The sequence below is a fragment of the Chryseobacterium sp. 1B4 genome (assembly GCF_036631475.1).
GTDB lineage: Bacteria > Bacteroidota > Bacteroidia > Flavobacteriales > Weeksellaceae > Chryseobacterium.
Map to the genome: position 1 here is coordinate 113,303 of NZ_JAPNUF010000001.1, position 20,028 is coordinate 133,330.

Annotated in this window: 10 protein-coding genes and 7 pseudogenes; 14 read left to right on the top strand and 3 right to left on the bottom strand. The window is 36.8% G+C overall.

The genetic code is table 11. The features are described from left to right. Positions 1-212 precede the first annotated feature (212 nt). Positions 213-3,401: pseudogene (locus OWR28_RS26715) on the top strand (TonB-dependent receptor). 425 nt (positions 3,402-3,826) lie between these two features. On the opposite strand, the pseudogene OWR28_RS00730 reads toward OWR28_RS26715, so the two are convergent. From OWR28_RS00730 to OWR28_RS00740, 3 genes and pseudogenes are all read right to left on the bottom strand, one after another. Next, positions 3,827-5,484 (bottom strand): annotated as a pseudogene (locus OWR28_RS00730) (ribonucleoside-diphosphate reductase subunit alpha). Between the two features lie 54 nt (positions 5,485-5,538). Then, entirely contained in the window at positions 5,539-5,829 is a 291-nt protein-coding gene (locus OWR28_RS00735; protein WP_002977029.1) for a hypothetical protein, read from the bottom strand. A gap of 81 nt (positions 5,830-5,910) precedes the next feature. Next, complete coding sequence (locus tag OWR28_RS00740; RefSeq protein ID WP_041461620.1) at positions 5,911-6,885, bottom strand: ribonucleotide-diphosphate reductase subunit beta; 975 nt, start codon at positions 6,883-6,885, stop codon at positions 5,911-5,913. A 424-nt stretch (positions 6,886-7,309) separates the two neighbouring features. Between OWR28_RS00740 and OWR28_RS00745 the strand changes: the two are divergent. From OWR28_RS00745 to OWR28_RS00810, 13 genes and pseudogenes are all read left to right on the top strand, one after another. After that, positions 7,310-7,998 (top strand): annotated as a pseudogene (locus OWR28_RS00745) (ABC transporter ATP-binding protein). Positions 7,999-8,343: 345 nt separating this feature from the next. Next, positions 8,344-9,573, top strand: a complete 1,230-nt coding sequence (locus OWR28_RS00755) for an ABC transporter permease (protein ID WP_332385073.1) — start codon at positions 8,344-8,346, stop codon at positions 9,571-9,573. A gap of 165 nt (positions 9,574-9,738) precedes the next feature. Next, positions 9,739-10,922 (top strand): annotated as a pseudogene (locus OWR28_RS00760) (ABC transporter permease). A gap of 115 nt (positions 10,923-11,037) precedes the next feature. Then, positions 11,038-11,817 carry a TolC family protein gene (locus tag OWR28_RS00765; protein WP_332385074.1) on the top strand — a complete coding sequence of 260 codons (780 nt, stop codon included), beginning with the start codon at positions 11,038-11,040 and terminating at the stop codon, positions 11,815-11,817. Between the two features lie 49 nt (positions 11,818-11,866). Continuing rightward, positions 11,867-12,247 carry a hypothetical protein gene (locus tag OWR28_RS00770; protein WP_332385075.1) on the top strand — a complete coding sequence of 127 codons (381 nt, stop codon included), beginning with the start codon at positions 11,867-11,869 and terminating at the stop codon, positions 12,245-12,247. A gap of 68 nt (positions 12,248-12,315) precedes the next feature. Then, a complete protein-coding gene (locus OWR28_RS00775) occupies positions 12,316-12,465 on the top strand; it encodes a hypothetical protein (protein WP_332385076.1) in 150 nt (49 codons plus the stop codon). Positions 12,466-12,515: 50 nt separating this feature from the next. After that, positions 12,516-14,042 (top strand): glycosyltransferase family 39 protein, encoded by a 1,527-nt coding sequence (locus OWR28_RS00780; protein ID WP_332385077.1) that lies wholly within the window; start codon positions 12,516-12,518, stop codon positions 14,040-14,042. A gap of 128 nt (positions 14,043-14,170) precedes the next feature. Further along, positions 14,171-15,074 (top strand): annotated as a pseudogene (locus OWR28_RS00785) (NAD(P)/FAD-dependent oxidoreductase). A 150-nt stretch (positions 15,075-15,224) separates the two neighbouring features. Then, the gene (gene glyA, locus OWR28_RS00790; protein ID WP_332385078.1) at positions 15,225-16,490 is read left to right on the top strand and encodes a serine hydroxymethyltransferase; all 1,266 of its coding nucleotides are present in this window, start codon (positions 15,225-15,227) and stop codon (positions 16,488-16,490) included. A gap of 50 nt (positions 16,491-16,540) precedes the next feature. Further along, positions 16,541-17,003: pseudogene (locus OWR28_RS00795) on the top strand (regulatory protein RecX). Between the two features lie 352 nt (positions 17,004-17,355). Continuing rightward, positions 17,356-19,276, top strand: a pseudogene (locus OWR28_RS00800) (polysaccharide biosynthesis protein). Between the two features lie 129 nt (positions 19,277-19,405). Continuing rightward, on the top strand, positions 19,406-19,729 hold the full coding sequence (locus tag OWR28_RS00805; RefSeq protein ID WP_332385079.1) for a polysaccharide biosynthesis/export family protein: 324 nt from the start codon (positions 19,406-19,408) through the stop codon (positions 19,727-19,729). Beyond that, the coding region (locus OWR28_RS00810) for a polysaccharide biosynthesis/export family protein (RefSeq protein ID WP_494168411.1) at positions 19,726-20,028 on the top strand (303 nt) is incomplete at its 3' end. The genes OWR28_RS00805 and OWR28_RS00810, both read left to right, overlap by 4 nt.

The window sequence follows — 20,028 nt, forward strand, 5'->3', positions numbered from 1 at the left end:
ATTATTGATTGTAAAATTTTAAGAAACTGAACCCCTTTGAAATACTCCAGGAATAGTTTTTTTACATTGTATGTAGAAAATTTTTTAACACTTTTACTAAGTTTCTATTAAGTTTTTTTAAGGAAATATTAAACATTCTGTTACGTAATGTTAATTCTGTGTTACCACACTTCGTTTTTACTAGGTCTAATTTTACACCAAGTTTATAGCGAATAAAATATGAAGAAAAAATCATCTGTGCTTTTGCTCTGTTATCGTTCGGGTTTGCATTTTCACAGGAAACCAGTTCTAAAATTTTTGGAAGATTAAAGGGAATTTCTTCCGAAGTTACAGTAAAGGTAGTGCACATTCCTACCAATAGTACCTTTGAAACGAAAAGTAACAGCAAAGGTCAGTTCAGTTTAGATAATCTTCAGCCGGGAGGCCCTTATAAAATTGAAATATCTGACGGATCACAGGTAATCTATGAAAATCCGAATCTGCAGCTTTCTTTAGGGAATAACGACTTACCTGTAGTAGATGTAGGAAGTAAAGAGAAAACAATTGATGAGGTAAAAATCACTTCTAAAAAGAGCACAGCAAAATATGGAGTCGGAATAAGCCAGGCCCAGATTTCCGGTCTTCCGAATATCAACCGCGGCATTCAGGATGTTACCAAGCTGATTCCCCAGAGTGCCAACAACTCTTTCAACGGAACCAATTTCCGTTATAATAACGTGACTATTGATGGTTCTATCAATAATGACGCTATTGGATTCAGTCCTTCATTAGAGGGCAGACAGGTACTTCAGGAATGCCCGGAAGCAGTACCCGTTCCAATTCTATAAGTCTGGATGCTATTCAGGATGTGCAGGTGTATATTGCGCCTTATGATGTGAAACTGGGGAATTTCCTTGGAGGAAGTATTAATGCGGTTACCCGAAGCGGAAGCAACGATGTGACAGGTTCAATGTATGCATACGGAAGAAATGCTGCAATTACCGGTAGAAACAGGGTTGGGGATAATTCTAAGATGCCTAAGGATTTTGAAGACTTTATCTACGGAGGAAGAGTAGGGTTGCCGGTTGTAAGAGATAAAGTATTCCTGTTTACAAACCTGGAATATACCAAAAGGACAGATCCTGTCTTCTATAATGCCAATGATCCGGGAGCACTGGTGAATGAACAGGTTGCCCAGCAAATTTCAGACTTTGTACACAATAAGTACGGATTCAATGTTGGAAGTTATAACCAATACAATAACTTCTCTGAAAGCTCTAAACTTTTCAATAAGTTGGATTGGAAAATTAATGACAAACATACTTTATCCATTAAAAACAATACTGTATTTTCACAGGCGTCCAATCTGGAAAGAGACGGAGCTAACTTCAGATTCTCCAGCATGGATTTCGTTCAGAAAATACAGCATCTACCACTACACTCGAACTGAAAAGCCGTTTTAATGATCAATGGAGCAACAATTTAGTCTTAGGCTATTCTTCCATTCATGATTACAGGATCCTACTTCGGGAAATGCAATGTTTCCACAGGTAGAAATTGCGTACAATGGCGGAACAATCTTGCTGGGTAATGACAGGGAAGCTACTGTTTTCAATATGAAGCAGAAAACTTTTGAAATTACAGACAACCTTACTTATAAGAAGGGAAACCATACCTTCCTGTTGGGAACTCACAATGAATTATACAATATTAACTACGGTTTTGTAAATGCTCTGAACGGAAGAATCTCCTATAAAAGCCTGAATGATTTTTATAACGGAACTCCCGCCAGGATAAGAGGAACATATCCTTTTAACGGAGACAGCAAACAAACGCTTTTTGATAATCCGTATGCCCAATATAAGGTGAATCTGCTTTCCCTATATCTTCAGGATGAGATCAATTGGGGAAGGGTGAGACTTTCACCGGGAGTAAGAGTAGATTATACAGATTTACCGAATAAGCCACAATTAAGCCCGTTGGTAACCCATTCGCCTCAGGACCCGAACTATGGAAATACCTATAATTACACTCCACTAAGCCAGCTTACCAACAACTATCTGAATAAGCCTACGTTCTCTCCAAGACTTGGATTTACCATTGATCTTACAGAAAACAGATCGATGGTATTAAGAGGAGGTTCAGGTATTTTCGTGGGAAGAATTCCTTTTGCATGGTTAGGATATGCTTATTACAATGACGGGGTAGGTTTCGGAAGTTATGATTACAATGCACCAACACCTGCACAGCTCGCTTCCAACGGAGATCCGCTGAACAATGCCAATTTTCCGAAATGGCAGAATTCTTCAAAAGTACAGGTAGACCTTATTGACAATAACTTTAAAATGCCAAGAGTGTGGAGAAGCTCTTTAGCTTTCGATTATACCTTTGCCGGATATAAATTAACCTTAGAAGGTATTTATACGAAAGTGCTTTATGATCTGAAATTCCAGCAGGTGAACAAAACGGATAATGTGACGTATTACAGCTATGATGTGAATCATGAAATGCCGGTCTATACCACCAATATCAACAGTAATTTTTCCAATGCCTATCTTTTATCCAATACAAAAGAAGGATATCGTTACAATTTGACAGCACAGCTTTCAAAGTCTTATGATTTCGGATTTAATTTCTTTGTAGCCTACACTTACGGAGATGCTAAAGACATTACCAACGGTATCCGAAACTCGATGGAAAGTAACTGGCAGATGAACCAGTCTCTTACTCCTAACGATCCGAAGCTCACAACATCTAACTTCGCCATCAAAAACAGAGTGGTGGCCAATCTTGGATATGCTTTTAATATTTCTGATATGAACAGATTATACACCAATGTATATTTTAATGCTCAATCAGGAAATCCTTTTTCATGGGGATTTGTGAACAGTACAATTGCCAATACAGGACAGGTTGCCGGACTTGCGTATATCTTTAAAGATGCTGCAGAGGCTTCCAAATATATAGCCCCTATAAAAGATGCCTCAGGAAATGTTGTGGTAACGGCTCAGCAGCAGATTGCAGATTACGAAAACTTTATTAACAGTAACGACTATCTGAAATCCAGACGAGGTAAATTCACGGAAAGAAACGGAGATGTTACTCCATGGAATATTCAGGCGGATATCAGAATCATGGATGAAATCAGGTTGAGTAAGAAATCTAAGAATAATATTCAGATCTCATTGAGTATCATTAATTTCACTAATCTGCTGAACAAAGATTGGGGTAAAGTATATTTTGTTCCTAATACTTTCAACTCTACAGCAAGTGTCGGGTTAACAAAAGTAGGAAATGTAGCAGCAGGACAGCCTTCTGCAGGAGATCCTACCTACAACTTCAAAACACCGGGATTACCTTATACCATTGATCAGTTTGCATCAAGATTTCAGGCACAGCTTGGGGTGAGATATAATTTTTAATAACGCTTTTACATTTTACTTCATAAATTCTTTTCAAAGGTCCGGATTTTCTTTCCGGACCTTTTTATAGATGATAAATCATAGATCGCCGATACAGAAATTACAGTTTATCTTTACTGTCAATTAGGTAAATTAACATAATCATCTGCGGAAATCTGCGTAATCTATGGTGAATTAAAACTCATACAAATTATAACTATTCCATAGGAACGGGCTTAACCCGTTTTCATAAAATAAGCCATAGTATGCATCGGATCGGCTTTAGCCAAAACTTATTAATGCCATAGGAAAGATCTGTGAAAATCTGTGTAATCCGCGGGCGAATAAAATTAAATTGGCTTCATCCCAACCTATTATGTAATAAAAAACGACAAAAGCACACCATTCGGTATGCTTTTGTAAATATAGCGTGTTTATTACTTGATCTATGCTTCGCAGCTTGAGCATGATACGAAGTTAACCATCATTTCTTTTGAAACTGATGAACTTCTCTGGTAGTAAAGTGTTTTTACTCCTTTTTCCAGGCTTCAATATAAAGGTAGTTAACATCTTTTACAGGCATTGTAGAAGGAATCTGAAGATTCAGTGATTGTGCCTGGTCAATATATTGTTGTCTCTGTGCAGCCTGAGAAATAATTTCCATCGGAGAAATTTCTTTGAATGTTTTGAATACTGCCTTTTCTTCAGGAGTAAGTTCATTCAGGTGCTGTACAGATCCATGGTTGAGCATGATTGTTCTCCATGTTTCCTCGTTATCCAGTCCTTTTTCTTCCAGTAATTTTGCAAGGTATTTATTCTTACGCATAAAGTTTCCTTTAGCAAGACCTGCTTTATAGTAGTTAGAAGCAAAAGGTTCAATTCCCGGGGAAGTTTGTCCCAAAATTGCAGAACTTGAAGTGGTAGGAGCAATAGCCATTGTTGTGGTATTTCTCAGCCCATATCCTTTCAAAACTTCCGGTTCACCATAGATGTTGGCAAGCTCTCTTGAGGCCTGTTCAGCCTGTTCTTTGATATGTCTGAATGCTCTTGCGTTGAACTGAGTTGCCTCAAAGCTTTCAAACGGAATCATATTTTTCTGTAAATAAGAGTGGTATCCTAGCACTCCTAACCCAAGGGCTCTGTGACGCATTGCGAAGTTTCTTGCTCCCTGTAAGTAATAGTTACCCTCAGTTTTATCAATGAATTCAGATAAAACGGCATCAAGGAAATATATAGCAAGCTTTACAGCATCTGTATCCTTCCATTCATCATATAGTTCAAGGTTCATGGAAGACAGACAGCAGATGAAAGATTCTTCCATGGTGGATGGAAGCATAATTTCGGAACAAAGGTTACTTGCATTCACCGTCATTCCTAAATCTTTATAAACTTGTGGCTTGTTTCTATTAACGTTGTCTGTGAAGAAAATATACGGAAGACCTTTTTGCTGGCGGCTTTCCAGTACTCTTGCCCAGACTTTACGTTTTTCCATATCACCGTCAATCATATCCTGCATCCAGTAATCCGGAACACATACTCCGGTGAATAGGTTCTGAATCGGGCTGCCGATATCTTTAATAGATAAAAATTCTTCAATATCTCCGTGGTCAATATCTAAGTACGCAGCAAAAGCTCCTCTTCTTACTCCTCCCTGGGAAACAACATCCATAGCCGTATCGAAAAGCTTCATGAATGAAACTGCTCCGGAAGACTTTCCGTTATCCGTTACCGCTGTTCCCCTGTTTCTCAATTCTCCGAAATACCCTGAAGTACCTCCTCCAATCTTTGTCTGCATGATCACTTCACCCATTTTGTGGGTAATCCCTTCAATGCTGTCCGGGATGTGAACGTTGAAACATGAGATTGGAAGACCTCTCTGAGTTCCCATATTAGCCCATACAGGAGAAGAGAAACTGATCCATCCTTTCGTGATCATTTCTTTGAATGCCGGTTGAAGTTCAGGTTTGTATAACCTTTTTGCAGCGGCGGTGGTAATTCTGTCGATTGCTCCGTCTACTGTTTCACCTTTCAACAGATATCCTCTGTTAAGCATCTGCTCAGACTCTTCATTGAGCCACCATATATTTGAATTTTGCTCTTCCATAGATGTTATATTTTCGAATTCCGGAATGAAGGAATCACTCCGGAATTTTGTTTTTTATTGTATTGATTGTAAAATTTCTACTTTGTGGGAACCGTTCAGCCCGCTTTCATCTCTTAATCTCTGAAATTCTTTAAAAGACGGAACATTCAAGACCTCATGCTGAACTTCTTCATTGATGTAGTTTGAATAATGTACAAAAGTAACACCATCTTCCTTTACAAAAACTTTATACTCAAAGGTGGAAGGATCTAAATTTTTGAAATCTTCCAGAAACTTTTGGATATTAGCTTTATTGTTTGGAACAAAGTCGGGGTTTACCGTATAAGTTACTATTACATTAATCATTCCCTTGATATTTGTGCTTTATTAATGAATTGCCTTCCTGATACTGACTGCATTGACGCTCGCTGCGCTCGCGCCCGGATATTAAAACAAATCGTTTGCTGTAATACTCTTGTCGTGTTTCGTATAGTCTACAGGTCTTTTGGCAAAGAAATCATCTAATGAATTGGCGAAAACTTCCTCCTCGAACCATACCATTGGCCTGTATTGCTCAGGGGTAATGTTGTATCTTGTTTTCATGTTGATTTTCTTCAAGCTGTCATCTACACGGTATTTCATGAAGTTTAACAGATCTTCTTTGGAAACGTTGTCGATTTCTCCCAATTCAAAGATCCAGCTAAGGATATCACCTTCTCTTGCGATAGACTCATCTACAAGGGTATAGATATCTTCAATATCGCTGTCCGTTAATAAGTCCGGTTGTTCTTCACGGATTTTGTTGATCAGGTAGATTCCTGCATTGGCGTGAATCTGCTCATCTACTGAAGTCCATGCGATGATATTGGAAACATTTTTCATGAATCCTTTGAATCTTGTGAAAGAAAGGATGATGGCAAACTGCGAGAAAAGAGAAACGTTTTCCACTAAAATACTGAATAATAATAAAGCGGAAACATATTCTTTCGGTGTAGCAGAATTAGCGTGCTTTAAGGCATTTCCAAGAAACTCGATTCTTCCTTTTACAGCAGGAATTTCGATTACGTTAAGGAATTCATCGTTATATCCTAAAACCTCTAATAAACGGGAATATGCTTCAGAATGACGGAACTCGCATTCTGCAAAAGTAGATCCTAATCCATTGAATTCCGGCTTTGGTAAGTGGTTGTATAAATTCCCCCAGAATGTCTTTACAGACACCTCGATCTGTGCAATGGCTAACAGCGCATTCTTCACAGCATGCTTTTCGTGTGGTTCCAACTGCGAATGAAAATCCTGAACATCTGCAGTAAAGTCCACTTCCGAATGTACCCAGAACGATTTGTTGATGGCTTCTACAAATTGAAGAACCTCCGGGTATTCAAATGGCTTATAGCTTACTCTTTTATCAAAAATTCCCATATTAAATATCTTTATAATTAAATAATTTAGATCCTTGTGGATAACGTTCCGGAAATACTTAAGTTTTTGTTTTTCTGCAGGTTGTGAATTAAAGTTATCCACTTTTGCAAATCCATATTTCTTGTAAAGAACTAATAGCAAAGTTCGAAAAAAAGAACTGATTTTGAAAGGGGTAAATACTAATCGGCTGACTTTTAGCCTGAAAAGTTTTCCACATTTACATGAAACAGCCTCGTATAATAGGCTAAACAGCAATCTTGAGGATAAATAGATCGAAATGTGAAGTTACAGTTAAACAATATTTTGTAAAGTATTATTAATAAAGGGTTATTTTATTAAACAAAAAATATTTTGAATAAATTTTTATTCTTGTAACAATTTGAAAATATCATCTACTTATTGGGTATAAAACATACATCACTTAATGTTAGTAATTCAGGATTTAAATAAGTCATACGATACAGGGAAAAGCAAACTTCATGTTCTTAAAGGAATTAATCTGAATATTTCTGAAGGGGAGTTTGTTTCTATTATGGGAAGTTCCGGTTCCGGAAAATCTACACTTCTTAATATTATTGGGATTCTGGATGAAAAAGATTCAGGAACCTATAAATTGGATGGAGTTCCCATCGAACATTTATCTGAGGTAAAAGCTGCGGAATACAGAAGCAGATTTTTAGGATTTATTTTTCAGTCTTTCAACCTTATCAATTACAAAACAGCTTTGGAGAATGTAGCGCTTCCGTTATATTATCAGAATGTACCGCGAAAAGAGCGAAACCAGAAAGCTATGGAATATCTGGAAAAGTTGGGCTTGCCCAATGGGCAAACCACCTTCCAAGTGAACTTTCCGGAGGGCAGAAACAGAGAGTAGCCATTGCAAGAGCTTTGATTACCAATCCGAAAGTGGTGCTGGCAGATGAACCTACCGGAGCACTCGATTCCAAAACCACCCATGACATTATGAAACTTCTTCAGGATATCAATAATGAAGGGAAAACAATCATTGTGGTAACCCATGAACCAGATGTCGTTGCACAGACCAAAAGGAATGTAGTCCTGAAGGACGGAATTATTGAAAGTGATGAGTTTATTAAGCAGATTATACTATAAGTGAATACTGAACGGTCAATTTTGCTTCACAAGTGAATTTTATAATGAGGAGGACAAATAATTGATATCACAGACACAAATGAATATGAATAAAAATGTTTTTACATCTGAACCATTATAAGCTTGACGTATATCAATCAGCGGGAGAATTAAAAATAGAATGTTATAAGGCTTTATCTAAAATTCCTGATCATGAAAAGTTTAATATAATTGACCAGATATTAAATATTACCGAGGGATGCTAGAAGAATTATGAAGAACAAATTGACAACAAAGTTAATTGACTTCGAAGAAAATTGAGAGCGCAGCTAATTGACTTTTTTACACAGTAAAAAAATAAAAAATATGTTTGACCTAGATCGTTGGCAGGAAATATTCAGTTCTATCCGGAGTAATGTACTCCGGACAGTGCTTTCGGGGTTTACGGTAGCTTTGGGACTGTTTATTTTCATTGTACTTTTCGGAATTGGAAAAGGACTTCAGAATGCTTTCTCTGAAGGATTTTCGGGAGATGCCAAAAACCTGATTACCATTACTACAGGAAAAACGACATTGGCTTATAAAGGATTACAGTCTGACCGTACGGTTACGTTGAATAATGATGACTACGATTTCCTTATCAATGCTGATAAAAAGAATGTAGGAGCTTCCAGCCCGCGATATAATGCCAGCTTAATGGTAAAATATGGCAAAGAAAGCGGGATTTATCAGGTACATGGCGCAGAACCGGGTGAACAGGTGATCGAAAACCGAAAAATGATTGATGGGCGATACATTACCCCAAGAGATCTGGAAGGGAAACAAAACGTGGCTGTTATCGGAAGAATGGTACAGAGGGATTTGATTAAAAACGGAAGCCCGGTAGGAAAAGAACTCGATATCAATGGAACCATGTTTAAGGTGGTAGGCGTGTTCTCTGATGACGGTGGAGACTGGGACGAAAGACATATCACAGTACCCATTACCACTTTACAGCAGATGAAAAAAGGATCGGATACGGTGAACATTGCCTATATCTCCTATAGTGATAAACTGACCCCTCAGGAAGCCATTAAATATGGTGATGAGCTTAAAGATAAACTGAAATCAAGAAAAAATGTCTCTCCTGATGATGAAAACGGTGTCCGTGTCTGGAACAATGCCAAAAATATGAATGACACTTTTACATTTATGGCGGTACTTACTGCAATTGTAGGATTTATCGGATTAGGAACATTGCTTGCCGGAATTATCGGGATCAGTAACATTATGGTGTATATCGTAAAAGAAAGAACCAAAGAAATCGGGGTACGAAAAGCTATTGGAGCAAAACCGAGTGGAATTGTGGGGCTGATTGTTCAGGAAAGTGTTGTAATTACAGTAGTGTCCGGACTTGTTGGAGTAGGAATAGGGGTTTTGACGTTAAATCTTATCGGGAACAGTCTTGAAGAATTCTTCATTAAAAGCCCGAGCGTAGGATGGGGAGCTATTGTGATGGCATTTATTGCCCTGATTTTCTCAGGACTGATTGCAGGATTTGTTCCCGCATACAGAGCCTCAAGAATCAAACCGATAGAAGCATTGAGAACAGAATAATTTGCTATAATACGTGAGTTTAAAAAAAGCAAAAGAAGATAAACAGATTAACGGGATTCATTATTTATAACTTATAACTCGGAAAGGTGAATATCATATTTAAAAGACACTTGGCAGGAAATTTATTATTCATTGAGGAATAATAAACTCCGGACATTTCTTACCATGATCGGTGTAGGGTGGGGAATGTTTTTGTATGTGAGCCTTCTTGGAGCTGCAAAAGGAATGGAAAATGGTTTTGATAAATTATTTTCCGGTTTTGCGACCAATTCCATCTTCCTGTGGGCACAGAAAACGTCTATCCCATACGAAGGGTTTCCTAAAGGAAGAGAAGTTCACCTGAACCTGAATGATATGGAAATGCTGAAAAGAAAAGTAACAGCCATAGATTATATATCGCCGCAGAATGCCAGAGGAAGCTTTACCGGAACGCCGGGAGAAGCCATGTCAAGAAACGGGAAGAACGGAACCTATTCGCTTACCGGAGATTATTCTGTAGGAAATAAAATTTCAGAAAAGAAACTGATCTTCGGACGCTACATCAATGATGCCGATGTTTCCGGGAATAAAAATGTAGTGGTGATAGGAGAAGAAATTTATAAAAACTTTTTGATTCCAAGAAAAAAGAAAATCCAATAGGAAAGTCTATCAATATCAAAGGGCTGTTTTTTAATGTAATCGGAGTTTTCCGTGTAAAAAGGAGGCGGATTTGAAAATGACCAGACTGCTTTTATCCCACTTTCCACGTATACGAAGATGTATAATGCAGGAGACCAGATCGATATGTTTGCTATTGTAAGCAAGCCTAATGCAAATGTTAACTCGGTAGAAGAAGATGTAAAGCAGGCTTTAAAAGCCAAGAATAAAGTATCTCCTGAAGATACCAACGCTTTCGGTAGTTTCAACCTTGGAAAAGAATTTAAAAAACTGACAGGCTTACGGGAATGCAGCTGCTGACCATTATCGTGGGTACACTGACCATTCTTGCAGGAGTAATTGCTATTTCAAATATCTTGTTGATCACCGTAAAAGAAAGAACCAAAGAAATAGGGATCAGAAGGGCATTGGGAGCCAAGCCTGCTGAGGTAAGAAATCAGATTTTGCTGGAAAGTGTTGTTATTACCCTCTCTTCAGGATTAATAGGTTTTATGTCCGGGATTTTTGTCCTCATGATTCTCAATGCTGTTACTCAGGGCCAGGACTCATTCCCATTCTATAATCCGACGGTCAACTACGGAAACGTATTTGCGGCAATGGCGGTAATGGTGGTTTTAGGACTGGTTATCGGGATGATTCCCGCACAGAGAGCTGTGAAAATTAAACCTATTGAAGCGTTAAGAACAGAGTAATTAATTTGAAAATGAAGCAAATTGAAAATAAAGAAGAACGATTGATAAATGAACGAAATCAATCTTTCAATCTTTTAATTTTTCAATCTATTTAATAAAAATAAACTATATACATATGAAAAAGAAATTCACTTGGAAAAAAGCCATTTATATAGTGTTGGGGCTTTTATTTGCAGTGGCATTATTCTCAGGGATTGGCTATCTTATAAAATCTAACTCTAAGGAAGGTGAAGCTTTCCTTACCCGCAAGCCTACCGTTCAGAATATGGATGATAAGGTAATGGCTACAGGGAAAATTGTTCCGAAAGAAGAAATTGAGATCAAACCCAATATTGCAGGGATTATAGATAAAATCTTAGTAAAAGAAGGAGATAAGGTAGAAGTAGGACAGCTGATTGCTACCGTAAAAATTGTTCCAAGTATTTCTGAAGTAAACGCTGCTCAGCAGGAAGTTCAGAATGCGCAGATCCAGATCAGTAACGCCCAGATGAATGTAGGAAATATGCAGAAGCAGTTTGATATGCAGGAAAAGCTTTACAAGCAGGGCGTGGCTTCAAAACAGGAGTTTCTTAATTCTCAGCAGCAGCTATTCTCTCAGCAGCAGGCTTTGAAAAATGCCCAGCAGCAATTGAACACCGCTCAAAAAAGACTACAAATCGCTAAAACAGGGGCAACTCCGGAACTTAAAGGGCAGGGTCTGGCGACTACCGAGATCCGTTCCAAAGCTTCAGGTACCGTACTTGAAGTACCTGTTAAAGCAGGAAGCCAGGTGATTGAAGCCAATAACTTCAATGTGGGAACTACAATCTGCTCGGTTGCAGATTTAAATGTGCTGATTTTTAAAGGTGAAATCGATGAAGCACAGGCAGGAAAACTAAGCGAAGGATGGATATGAATATCGTAATCGGAGCATTACAAAACAAAACTTTCCTGGAAAACTGACCATGATTGCCCCTAAAGGAAAAGATAATGCAGGAACTATTAAATTTCCGGTAGAAGGTAACGTAAGTAATCCTAATAATGAGTATATTAGAGCAGGTTTTTCTGCGAATGGTGAAATTGTTTTGAGTTCTCAGAAAAACGCATTATTATTGGATGAATCTTTGGTGCAGTATGAAAAGAAACAAGGAAAAGATGTTCCTTTTGTAGAAACCAAACAAAAAGACGGCAAATTCAAGAAAGTATATGTGAAACTGGGTGCAAGTGACGGGATCAATGTTCAGATTCTTCCGGGATCAAATATCACAAAAGATACTGAAGTGAAAGTTTGGAACCCGTCAGATAAAGACAAAGAAGAGCTGAAAGAAAAGGCTAATAAAAAATAATAAACTACACTATACACTTTTAAACTGTAATCCTGGAGGAATTCTTTTTCTCCGGGATTTTTTATATCTTGAAAACCTATCAGGAATATTTAGCTGCCTGCCAGAAAACTCCTATAGAGGAATGCTCCGGAAAGAAAGATGAAATTGAATATTGGTCTGACAATATTCAGAAAATAAAAACTGAAATTATTGATAACAGGTTTGAAATAACAGTGTAACGGAAAAGAAGTTTAAACTGTCTTATCTTTAAATCCAAACTATTATACCCATGAAAAAAGACTACTGGATTCTCGTTCTTTTTATCACTGCAAAGTTTGCCCTTCAATATTCATTGATAAGTCCTGAATATGAACTTCACAGGGATGAATACCTGCATCTTGATCAGGCGAATCATCTTGCATGGGGATATCTTTCTGTTCCACCCGTCAATTCCTGGATAGCCTGGATCATTAAAATATTGGGCAACTCCGTATACTGGGTTAAATTCTTTCCTGCTTTATTTGGAGCAATGACAATAGCCCTTGCCTGGAAAGTTGTTGAAGAACTGAACGGAAGCCTTTTTGCTAAAATACTTACTGCGTCAGGTATTTTATTGTCTGTACTTCTTCGGGTAAATATGTTATTCCAGCCGACATCACTGGAAATTTTCCTGTGGTTATGTCTTTATTATAGTCTCATCAAATATTTTAATTCCCAAAAAGTTAAGTGGATTTACACAGGAGCAGTCATTTTCGGAATAGGAATATTGAATAAGTATAATATTGCTTTTGCAGTCCTTGGACTTATTCCTGCATTTCTGCTAACAGAGCAGAGGAGAATCTTTATGCAGTCTCATGTATACTGGGCAGCGCTTTTGATTTTAATTATTGTTTTTCCCAATCTTTTATGGCAGTATCAGAATCATTTTCCGGTAATTCATCATATGAAAGAACTTTCAGAAAAACAGCTTGTACATGTAGACCGGATGGACTTTATGAAATCTCAGATTCTCTTTTTTATAGGTGTCTTTTTTGTTATTCTAGCAGGCTGGGGGGCGTTATTGTTGTATAAGCCTTTTGAGAAATTCCGGTTTTTCTTCTGGAGCTATATTATTACAATGACTCTGTTCTTGTTTTTTAAAGCAAAAGACTACTATGCTATAGGACTCTATCCCGTTTATATTGCCTTTGGTGGAGTTTACCTGGGGCATTTATTTGAAAAAGGATGGAGAAGATTTTTGAAGCCGGTCAGCATTCTCATTCCGATACTTTTATTTCTTCCCTTATATAATGTAGCCTTTCCGAATAAAAGTCCTGAATATATAATCTCTCACCCGGATCGGTATAAAAAATTCGGACTGCTTCGCTGGGAAGATGGAAAAGATCATCCTTTACCACAGGATTTTGCTGACATGCAGGGCTGGAAAGAGCTGGCTCAAAAAGTGGATAAGGAATATTCCAAACTGGCAAAAACCGGAAATACAATGGTGTTGTGCGACAATTACGGACAGACCGGAGCAATTAATTATTATTCAAAAGCAGGTGTTGTAGCCATGTCATTTCATGCAGACTATATCAATTGGATAGATTTAAGCAGAAAATACAAAAATGTAATCCGGGTTAAAGATGCCCCCGAAGCAGGAAAAGAACTTAATGAATCCGGTTCCTTTTTTGAAGTTGCGGAACTAAAGGATTCTATTACCAATCCGTATGCGAGAGAAAAAGGAACAGCTGTTTTCAGTCTTCAGGGAGCGAAAATAAATATCAATAAAAGAATTCAGGACGAAATTACCGAAGTTAAAAATGAATGGAAATAGTTTTTCAGTAGAAGAGGTAAATGACCATTTGTTTATGGAATAAAGAAAATAGATAAAAAACATTATTGCAACTATATTGCGTTAGTTGATTTTGCTTTACCTTTGTATTATCAATTATCAACTGAACTATGGAAAATAAAAATTTTGATGTTATCATAATAGGAGGAAGCTATTCGGGATTATCTGCGGGAATGTCTTTGGGAAGATCTTTAAGGAATGTTTTGATCATTGATAATGGTAAACCTTGTAACAGACAGACTCCGCATTCTCATAACTTTGTTACCCATGATGGAAAAACACCATCAGAAATTTCACAACTGGCAAAAAACGATGTTGAAAAATACAATACTGTCAGTTTCTGTAAAGGAACCGCTGTGAAAATACAAAAGACCAATGAAGGTTTTAAAATTGAAACTTTATCTGGTGAAAAGTTCAATTCTAAAAAGCTAATTATTGCTTCCGGGGTGAAGGATGTAATGCCTGATATTCCCGGATTTGCAGAATGTTGGGGGATTTCTGTTATACACTGCCCATACTGCCATGGATATGAAGTAAAAATGAAGTCACAGGAATTCTTTCCAATGGAGATATGGCTTACGAATTTTCAAAGCTGATTTTTAATCTGACCAAAAACCTTACCCTGTTTACGAATGGAAAGGCTTCCTTACTGATGAACAAATAAAGAAACTGGCTCAGAATAAAATTAATCTTATTGAAGATGAGATTGAAAAGATAGAGCATGACAACGGATCTATTCAGAAAATTATTTTCAAAAACGGGAAAGAGATTTCTTTAAAGGCTTTATATGCTAAAATTCCTTTTGAACAAAATATCAATGTATCTGCTGATCTGGGATGTGAATTGACAGAACAGGGATTTATTAAAGTGGACATGATGCAGAAAACGAATGTTCCCGGAGTATTTGCATGTGGAGATAATGTAACCATGATGCGTTCCGTAGCCAATGCAGTTGCACAGGGAAATTTTGCAGGTGCCGTGGTTAATAAGGAGCTTTCAGATGAAGAATTTTAGAAACATTTTCATATCATTAAAACAATCATAATGTTGAATTTATTGATGAATGTTTTCATTTTTTAGTGTTTAAAAATCATTTTTACAATAGAGAAATCTCGACGAAAATTCCGTACATTTGGGGTGAAAATTTCAAAAACTAAAAGTAAAATGGATATTATTTTCGACCTGATTGAAAAGGAAAGACAAAGACAAACCCATGGATTAGAGCTTATCGCATCAGAAAATTTTGTTTCTGAAAATGTGATGAAAGCAATGGGAAGTGTACTGACAAATAAATATGCTGAAGGATATCCCGGAAAAAGATATTACGGAGGATGTGAAGTAGTAGATGAGGTTGAAACTTTAGCCATCAACAGAGCTAAAGAACTTTTCGGAGTAGATTATGTGAATGTTCAGCCACATTCCGGTTCTCAGGCGAATGCAGCCATTTATCTTGCAGTTTTGAAACCTGGTGATAAAATTATGGGAATGGACCTTTCAATGGGAGGGCACCTTACCCACGGCTCTGCAGTGAATTTTTCAGGAATTCAATATAACGTGGTTTCTTATGGGGTTCAGCAGGAAACAGGTCTTATTGATTATGATCAAATGAGAGAAGTAGCGTTGAGAGAAAAACCAAAAATGCTTATTGCAGGTTTCTCAGCCTATTCAAGAGATTTAGATTATGCCAAATTCAGAGAGGTGGCAGATGAAGTGGGAGCTACCCTTTGGGCTGATATTGCTCACCCGGCAGGTTTAGTAGCAAAAGGATTATTAAATTCTCCATTCGAGCACTGTCATGTAGTAACAACTACAACTCACAAGACGCTTAGAGGTCCAAGAGGAGGAATGATCATGATGGGGAAAGACTTTGAAAATACATATGGCCACAAAACTCCAAAAGGAGAAATCAAAATGATGAGCCAGGTTCTGGACGGAGCTGTATTCCCGGGTATTCAGGGAGGGCCGCTTGAGCATGTGATCGCCGGTAAAGCAGTTGCTTTCGGGGAAGCTTTGGATGTTCAGTTCGAAACTTATGCAAAACAGGTTAAAGCAAATGCTCAGGCATTATCAAAAGCAATGATCAACAGAGGTTTTGATATCGTAAGCGGAGGTACAGACAATCACCTGATGCTGGTAGACCTTAGAAATAAAGGAGTAAACGGTAAGGAAACAGAGAAAGCACTTGTACTTGCCGATATTACCTGCAACAAAAACATGGTTCCTTTTGATGATAAGTCACCATTTACGACATCCGGTATCAGATTGGGAACTGCAGCTATCACAACAAGAGGATTGAAAGAAAATGATATGGATACTATTGCGGGACTGATTTCTGAAGTAGTAGACAATATCAAAAATGAAGAGGTGATTGGATCTGTAAGAAAGCAAGTTAACGAATTAATGGAAGGTAAAGCTCTGTTCAATTACTAACAGATATTGCTATATTATATAAAGAATGGGCAAATTGCTCATTCTTTTTTATTCAAATGGAAAAGAAATCTTATACTTTCGAAGAAATAAAACAGAAGCTGGTCAATTACTGTGTTTACCAGGACCGTTGTCATGCTGAAGTGGAGCAGAAGATGAGAGAATTCCTGCTTATAGATGAAGCGAAGGAAGAAATTATTCTATACCTGCTGAAAGAAAATTATCTGAACGAAGAAAGATTTACCCGAAGCTATATCAGAGGTAAATTTTATATCAAACACTGGGGGAAAAACAAAATTAAAATGAATCTGAAGCAGAAACAGATTTCTGAGAAACTGATCAATTCATGTTTTGATGAGATTGATGACACTGATTATCAGAAAACTATCAGGAAAATTTTTGATGATTATTATTCCAGACAAACCGGTTTGAAAGAATATCAAAAAAACCAAGACTATAAAGCATTTGATGAGTAAAGGTTTTGAATATGAAAAAATAATTGATATTTTTGATTAAATATTAATAAATTAAAAAACTTGACGTATGACTTTTAGAAAAAAATAAGCAGTTCATTGAAAAAGATTGATATATAACGATTTAATAATTCTTTTAAAGAAAAACAGCTTAAATGAAGAATTTTTATAGATAAATATCACCTTTATAAACAGCTTTTATGGTATGATTTTTGTCTGTGAGTTTAGCTGTACCGTAATGAAATTATTAGATTTCATAAACATAACATCAAATTTATTTTTGATTTCAACATATTGAAATAAATTTATTTATTTTTGTGTGATTGTGTCAAAATTATCTTTGATTGGATCATCAGATAATATACCTTAATTAAATATGAACACCAATACAGACAATGTACAATTCTCTTAGAAAAACAATATTTGGAGGGGATAATGTTGTCAATCTCTCAGACGTAAGATATCTTCCTCGATGGATAATTCTTGTAATAGACATTATTATTCTGATCATATCTTTATTTCTTTCCACTTACATTATCGCAAAGATTACCAAGCAGGAGTTTATATACCATGAAGATAAAAGTTTAATTTTTGCTTTTATTATTCTGGTGAATGCCATTTTTATGTACGTCTTCAAGACGTATGCCGGTATTATCCGCCACTCAACATTTATAGATTTGTTTAAACTTCTGATATCATGCTTCTGCACAATGCTGACTATCGGAACTATAAATATTGCTTACTTGGACCACAGGAAGTAAGTTTATACTTACTCCTTATCTGATACTTTACTTTGTAATTTCTTTTATGGGATTATTCCTTTTCAGACTATATGTGAAAGAGTTTTTCCATATTGTAAGGGAATATAGAAGAAGTGCACTGAAAAAAGAATTCTGGTATTGGGGATTGATGAACAATCTATTGCGATAGCTCGTGCTATTCTGGATAATCCGAGCCTGCCTTATCAGGTAGTTGGGTTTTTAACTCAGAGAACAGATTCTAAAAGAGCTTCTCTGTTAGGAAAACCAATTTATGAAAAGGAAAAGATAGAAGAACATTCAAAAGAAGATCTTATGGTTGACGGGGTTCTCATTGTTAAAGAGATGATGGCCAGAGATGAGATGAATGCCTGGGTGAATTTGTTTTTAGAAAAAGACCTGAATGTCTTTAAAGCACCATCGGTACAGAAGTTAAGAGACAGTGATCTTGGCGGGTCTATCAAAAACCTTCAAATTGAAGATTTGCTAAATAGAAAGCCTATCAAAATTCAGAATGAGAAAGTTAAAAGCAGACATTTTGATAAAACAGTGTTGGTAACCGGTGGAGCAGGATCTATAGGAAGTGAGATTGTAAGACAGGTTGCTCTTTTAATCCTTCTTTGATTGTAGTACTGGATCAGGCTGAAACACCACTTTACGAAATCGAACTTGAAATGAGAGAGAAATTCCCTCATATCACTTTCAAATTTGTTTTAGGAGATGTTTCTAACCATCACAGAATGGAATCTCTGTTCCAGACATATAACTTCTCAATGGTATACCACGCTGCTGCCTATAAGCATGTTCCTTTAGTAGAAGAAAACCCTCATGAAGCCATTTTTGTCAATATATTAGGTTCAAAGATTGCGAAATTATCCAGCAAGTATAAAGTAAACAGGTTTGTAATGGTATCTACAGATAAAGTTGTAAATCCAACGAACGTAATGGGAGCCTCCAAACGTGCTGCAGAGCTTTTTGTACAGTCACTTCAGAATGTAGAAGGTAATGTGACCAAGTTTATTACCACGAGATTTGGAAATGTATTAGGCTCCAATGGTTCTGTAATTCCTCATTTTAAAAAGCAGATTGAAGCTGGTGGTCCGGTAACTATTACCCACCCGGAAATTGTAAGATATTTCATGACAATTCCTGAGGCCTGTGAGCTTGTACTTCAGGCCGGAACAATGGGAGAAGGAGGTGAAATTTTTGTCTTTGATATGGGAGAACCTGTAAAAATTATTGATCTTGCGAAAAGAATGATCAAATTATCAGGATTCGAACCTAATATAGACATTAAGATCATCTATACAGGATTAAGACCCGGCGAAAAGCTGTACGAAGAACTTCTGAGTGACGATGCAAAAACACTTCCTACGCATAATGACAAAATTATGATTTCCAAAGATCCTTCAATGGGATTTGAAGATATAGACAGGCTTACTAAAGAAATTACCAAGGCTTCCTGCGAAGAGATAAAGTGGAAGTGGTAAGGATTCTTAAAACAATAGTGCCAGAATTCCGAAGCAATAATTCAATTTATGAGGCTTTGGATAAATAGAAAAAATATAAATGTATATTTGCACAATTTAACAAGATAATGAAAGGAAAAATATTAGCATTAGTTTTGGCGTCCTCTTTAGTGATTTCCTGCAAAGTGAACCCCAAAGCTAAGAATGATTTAAATTATATGCAGAATATAGAACAGGTAGCAATCAATGCATCTGCTAAAAATTCAGCAAATACAATCCAGGTAGGAGATCAGTTGGTTATTCTGATCACTGCGAAAGATATGGATGTTGTAAAGCCATTTAATCAGAATTATTCTTCCTCAGAACTTATCCAGACCAATGCCATAGCCGGCGGAAATACTCCTAATCAAGGAACAACTGTACTTTCAGGACCAACATATATTGTAGATGCAAATGGAGACATTGACTTTCCAATATTAGGAAAACTGAATACATCAGATAAAAGTCTGACCGCTTTTAAAGATGAGCTAAGGGAAAAATGACAAAATATGTTATTAATCCTACCGTTAATATAAGGCTCTCGAATTTTAAAGTTACAATACTTGGAGAAGTCAACAGACAGGGAGACTATACTATAGCAAACGGGCAGGCAACTATTTTAAATGCATTAGGTATGGCTGGTGACTTGACGCAATATGGGAAAAGAGAAGATATATTGGTTATCAGAACAGAAAATGGTGTTGTTTCTCATGGTCGTATTAATCTCCATGATGCTAATTTAATTAACTCTCCATATTATAATCTGAAACAGGGGATGCCATTATTGTTTCTTCAAACAATA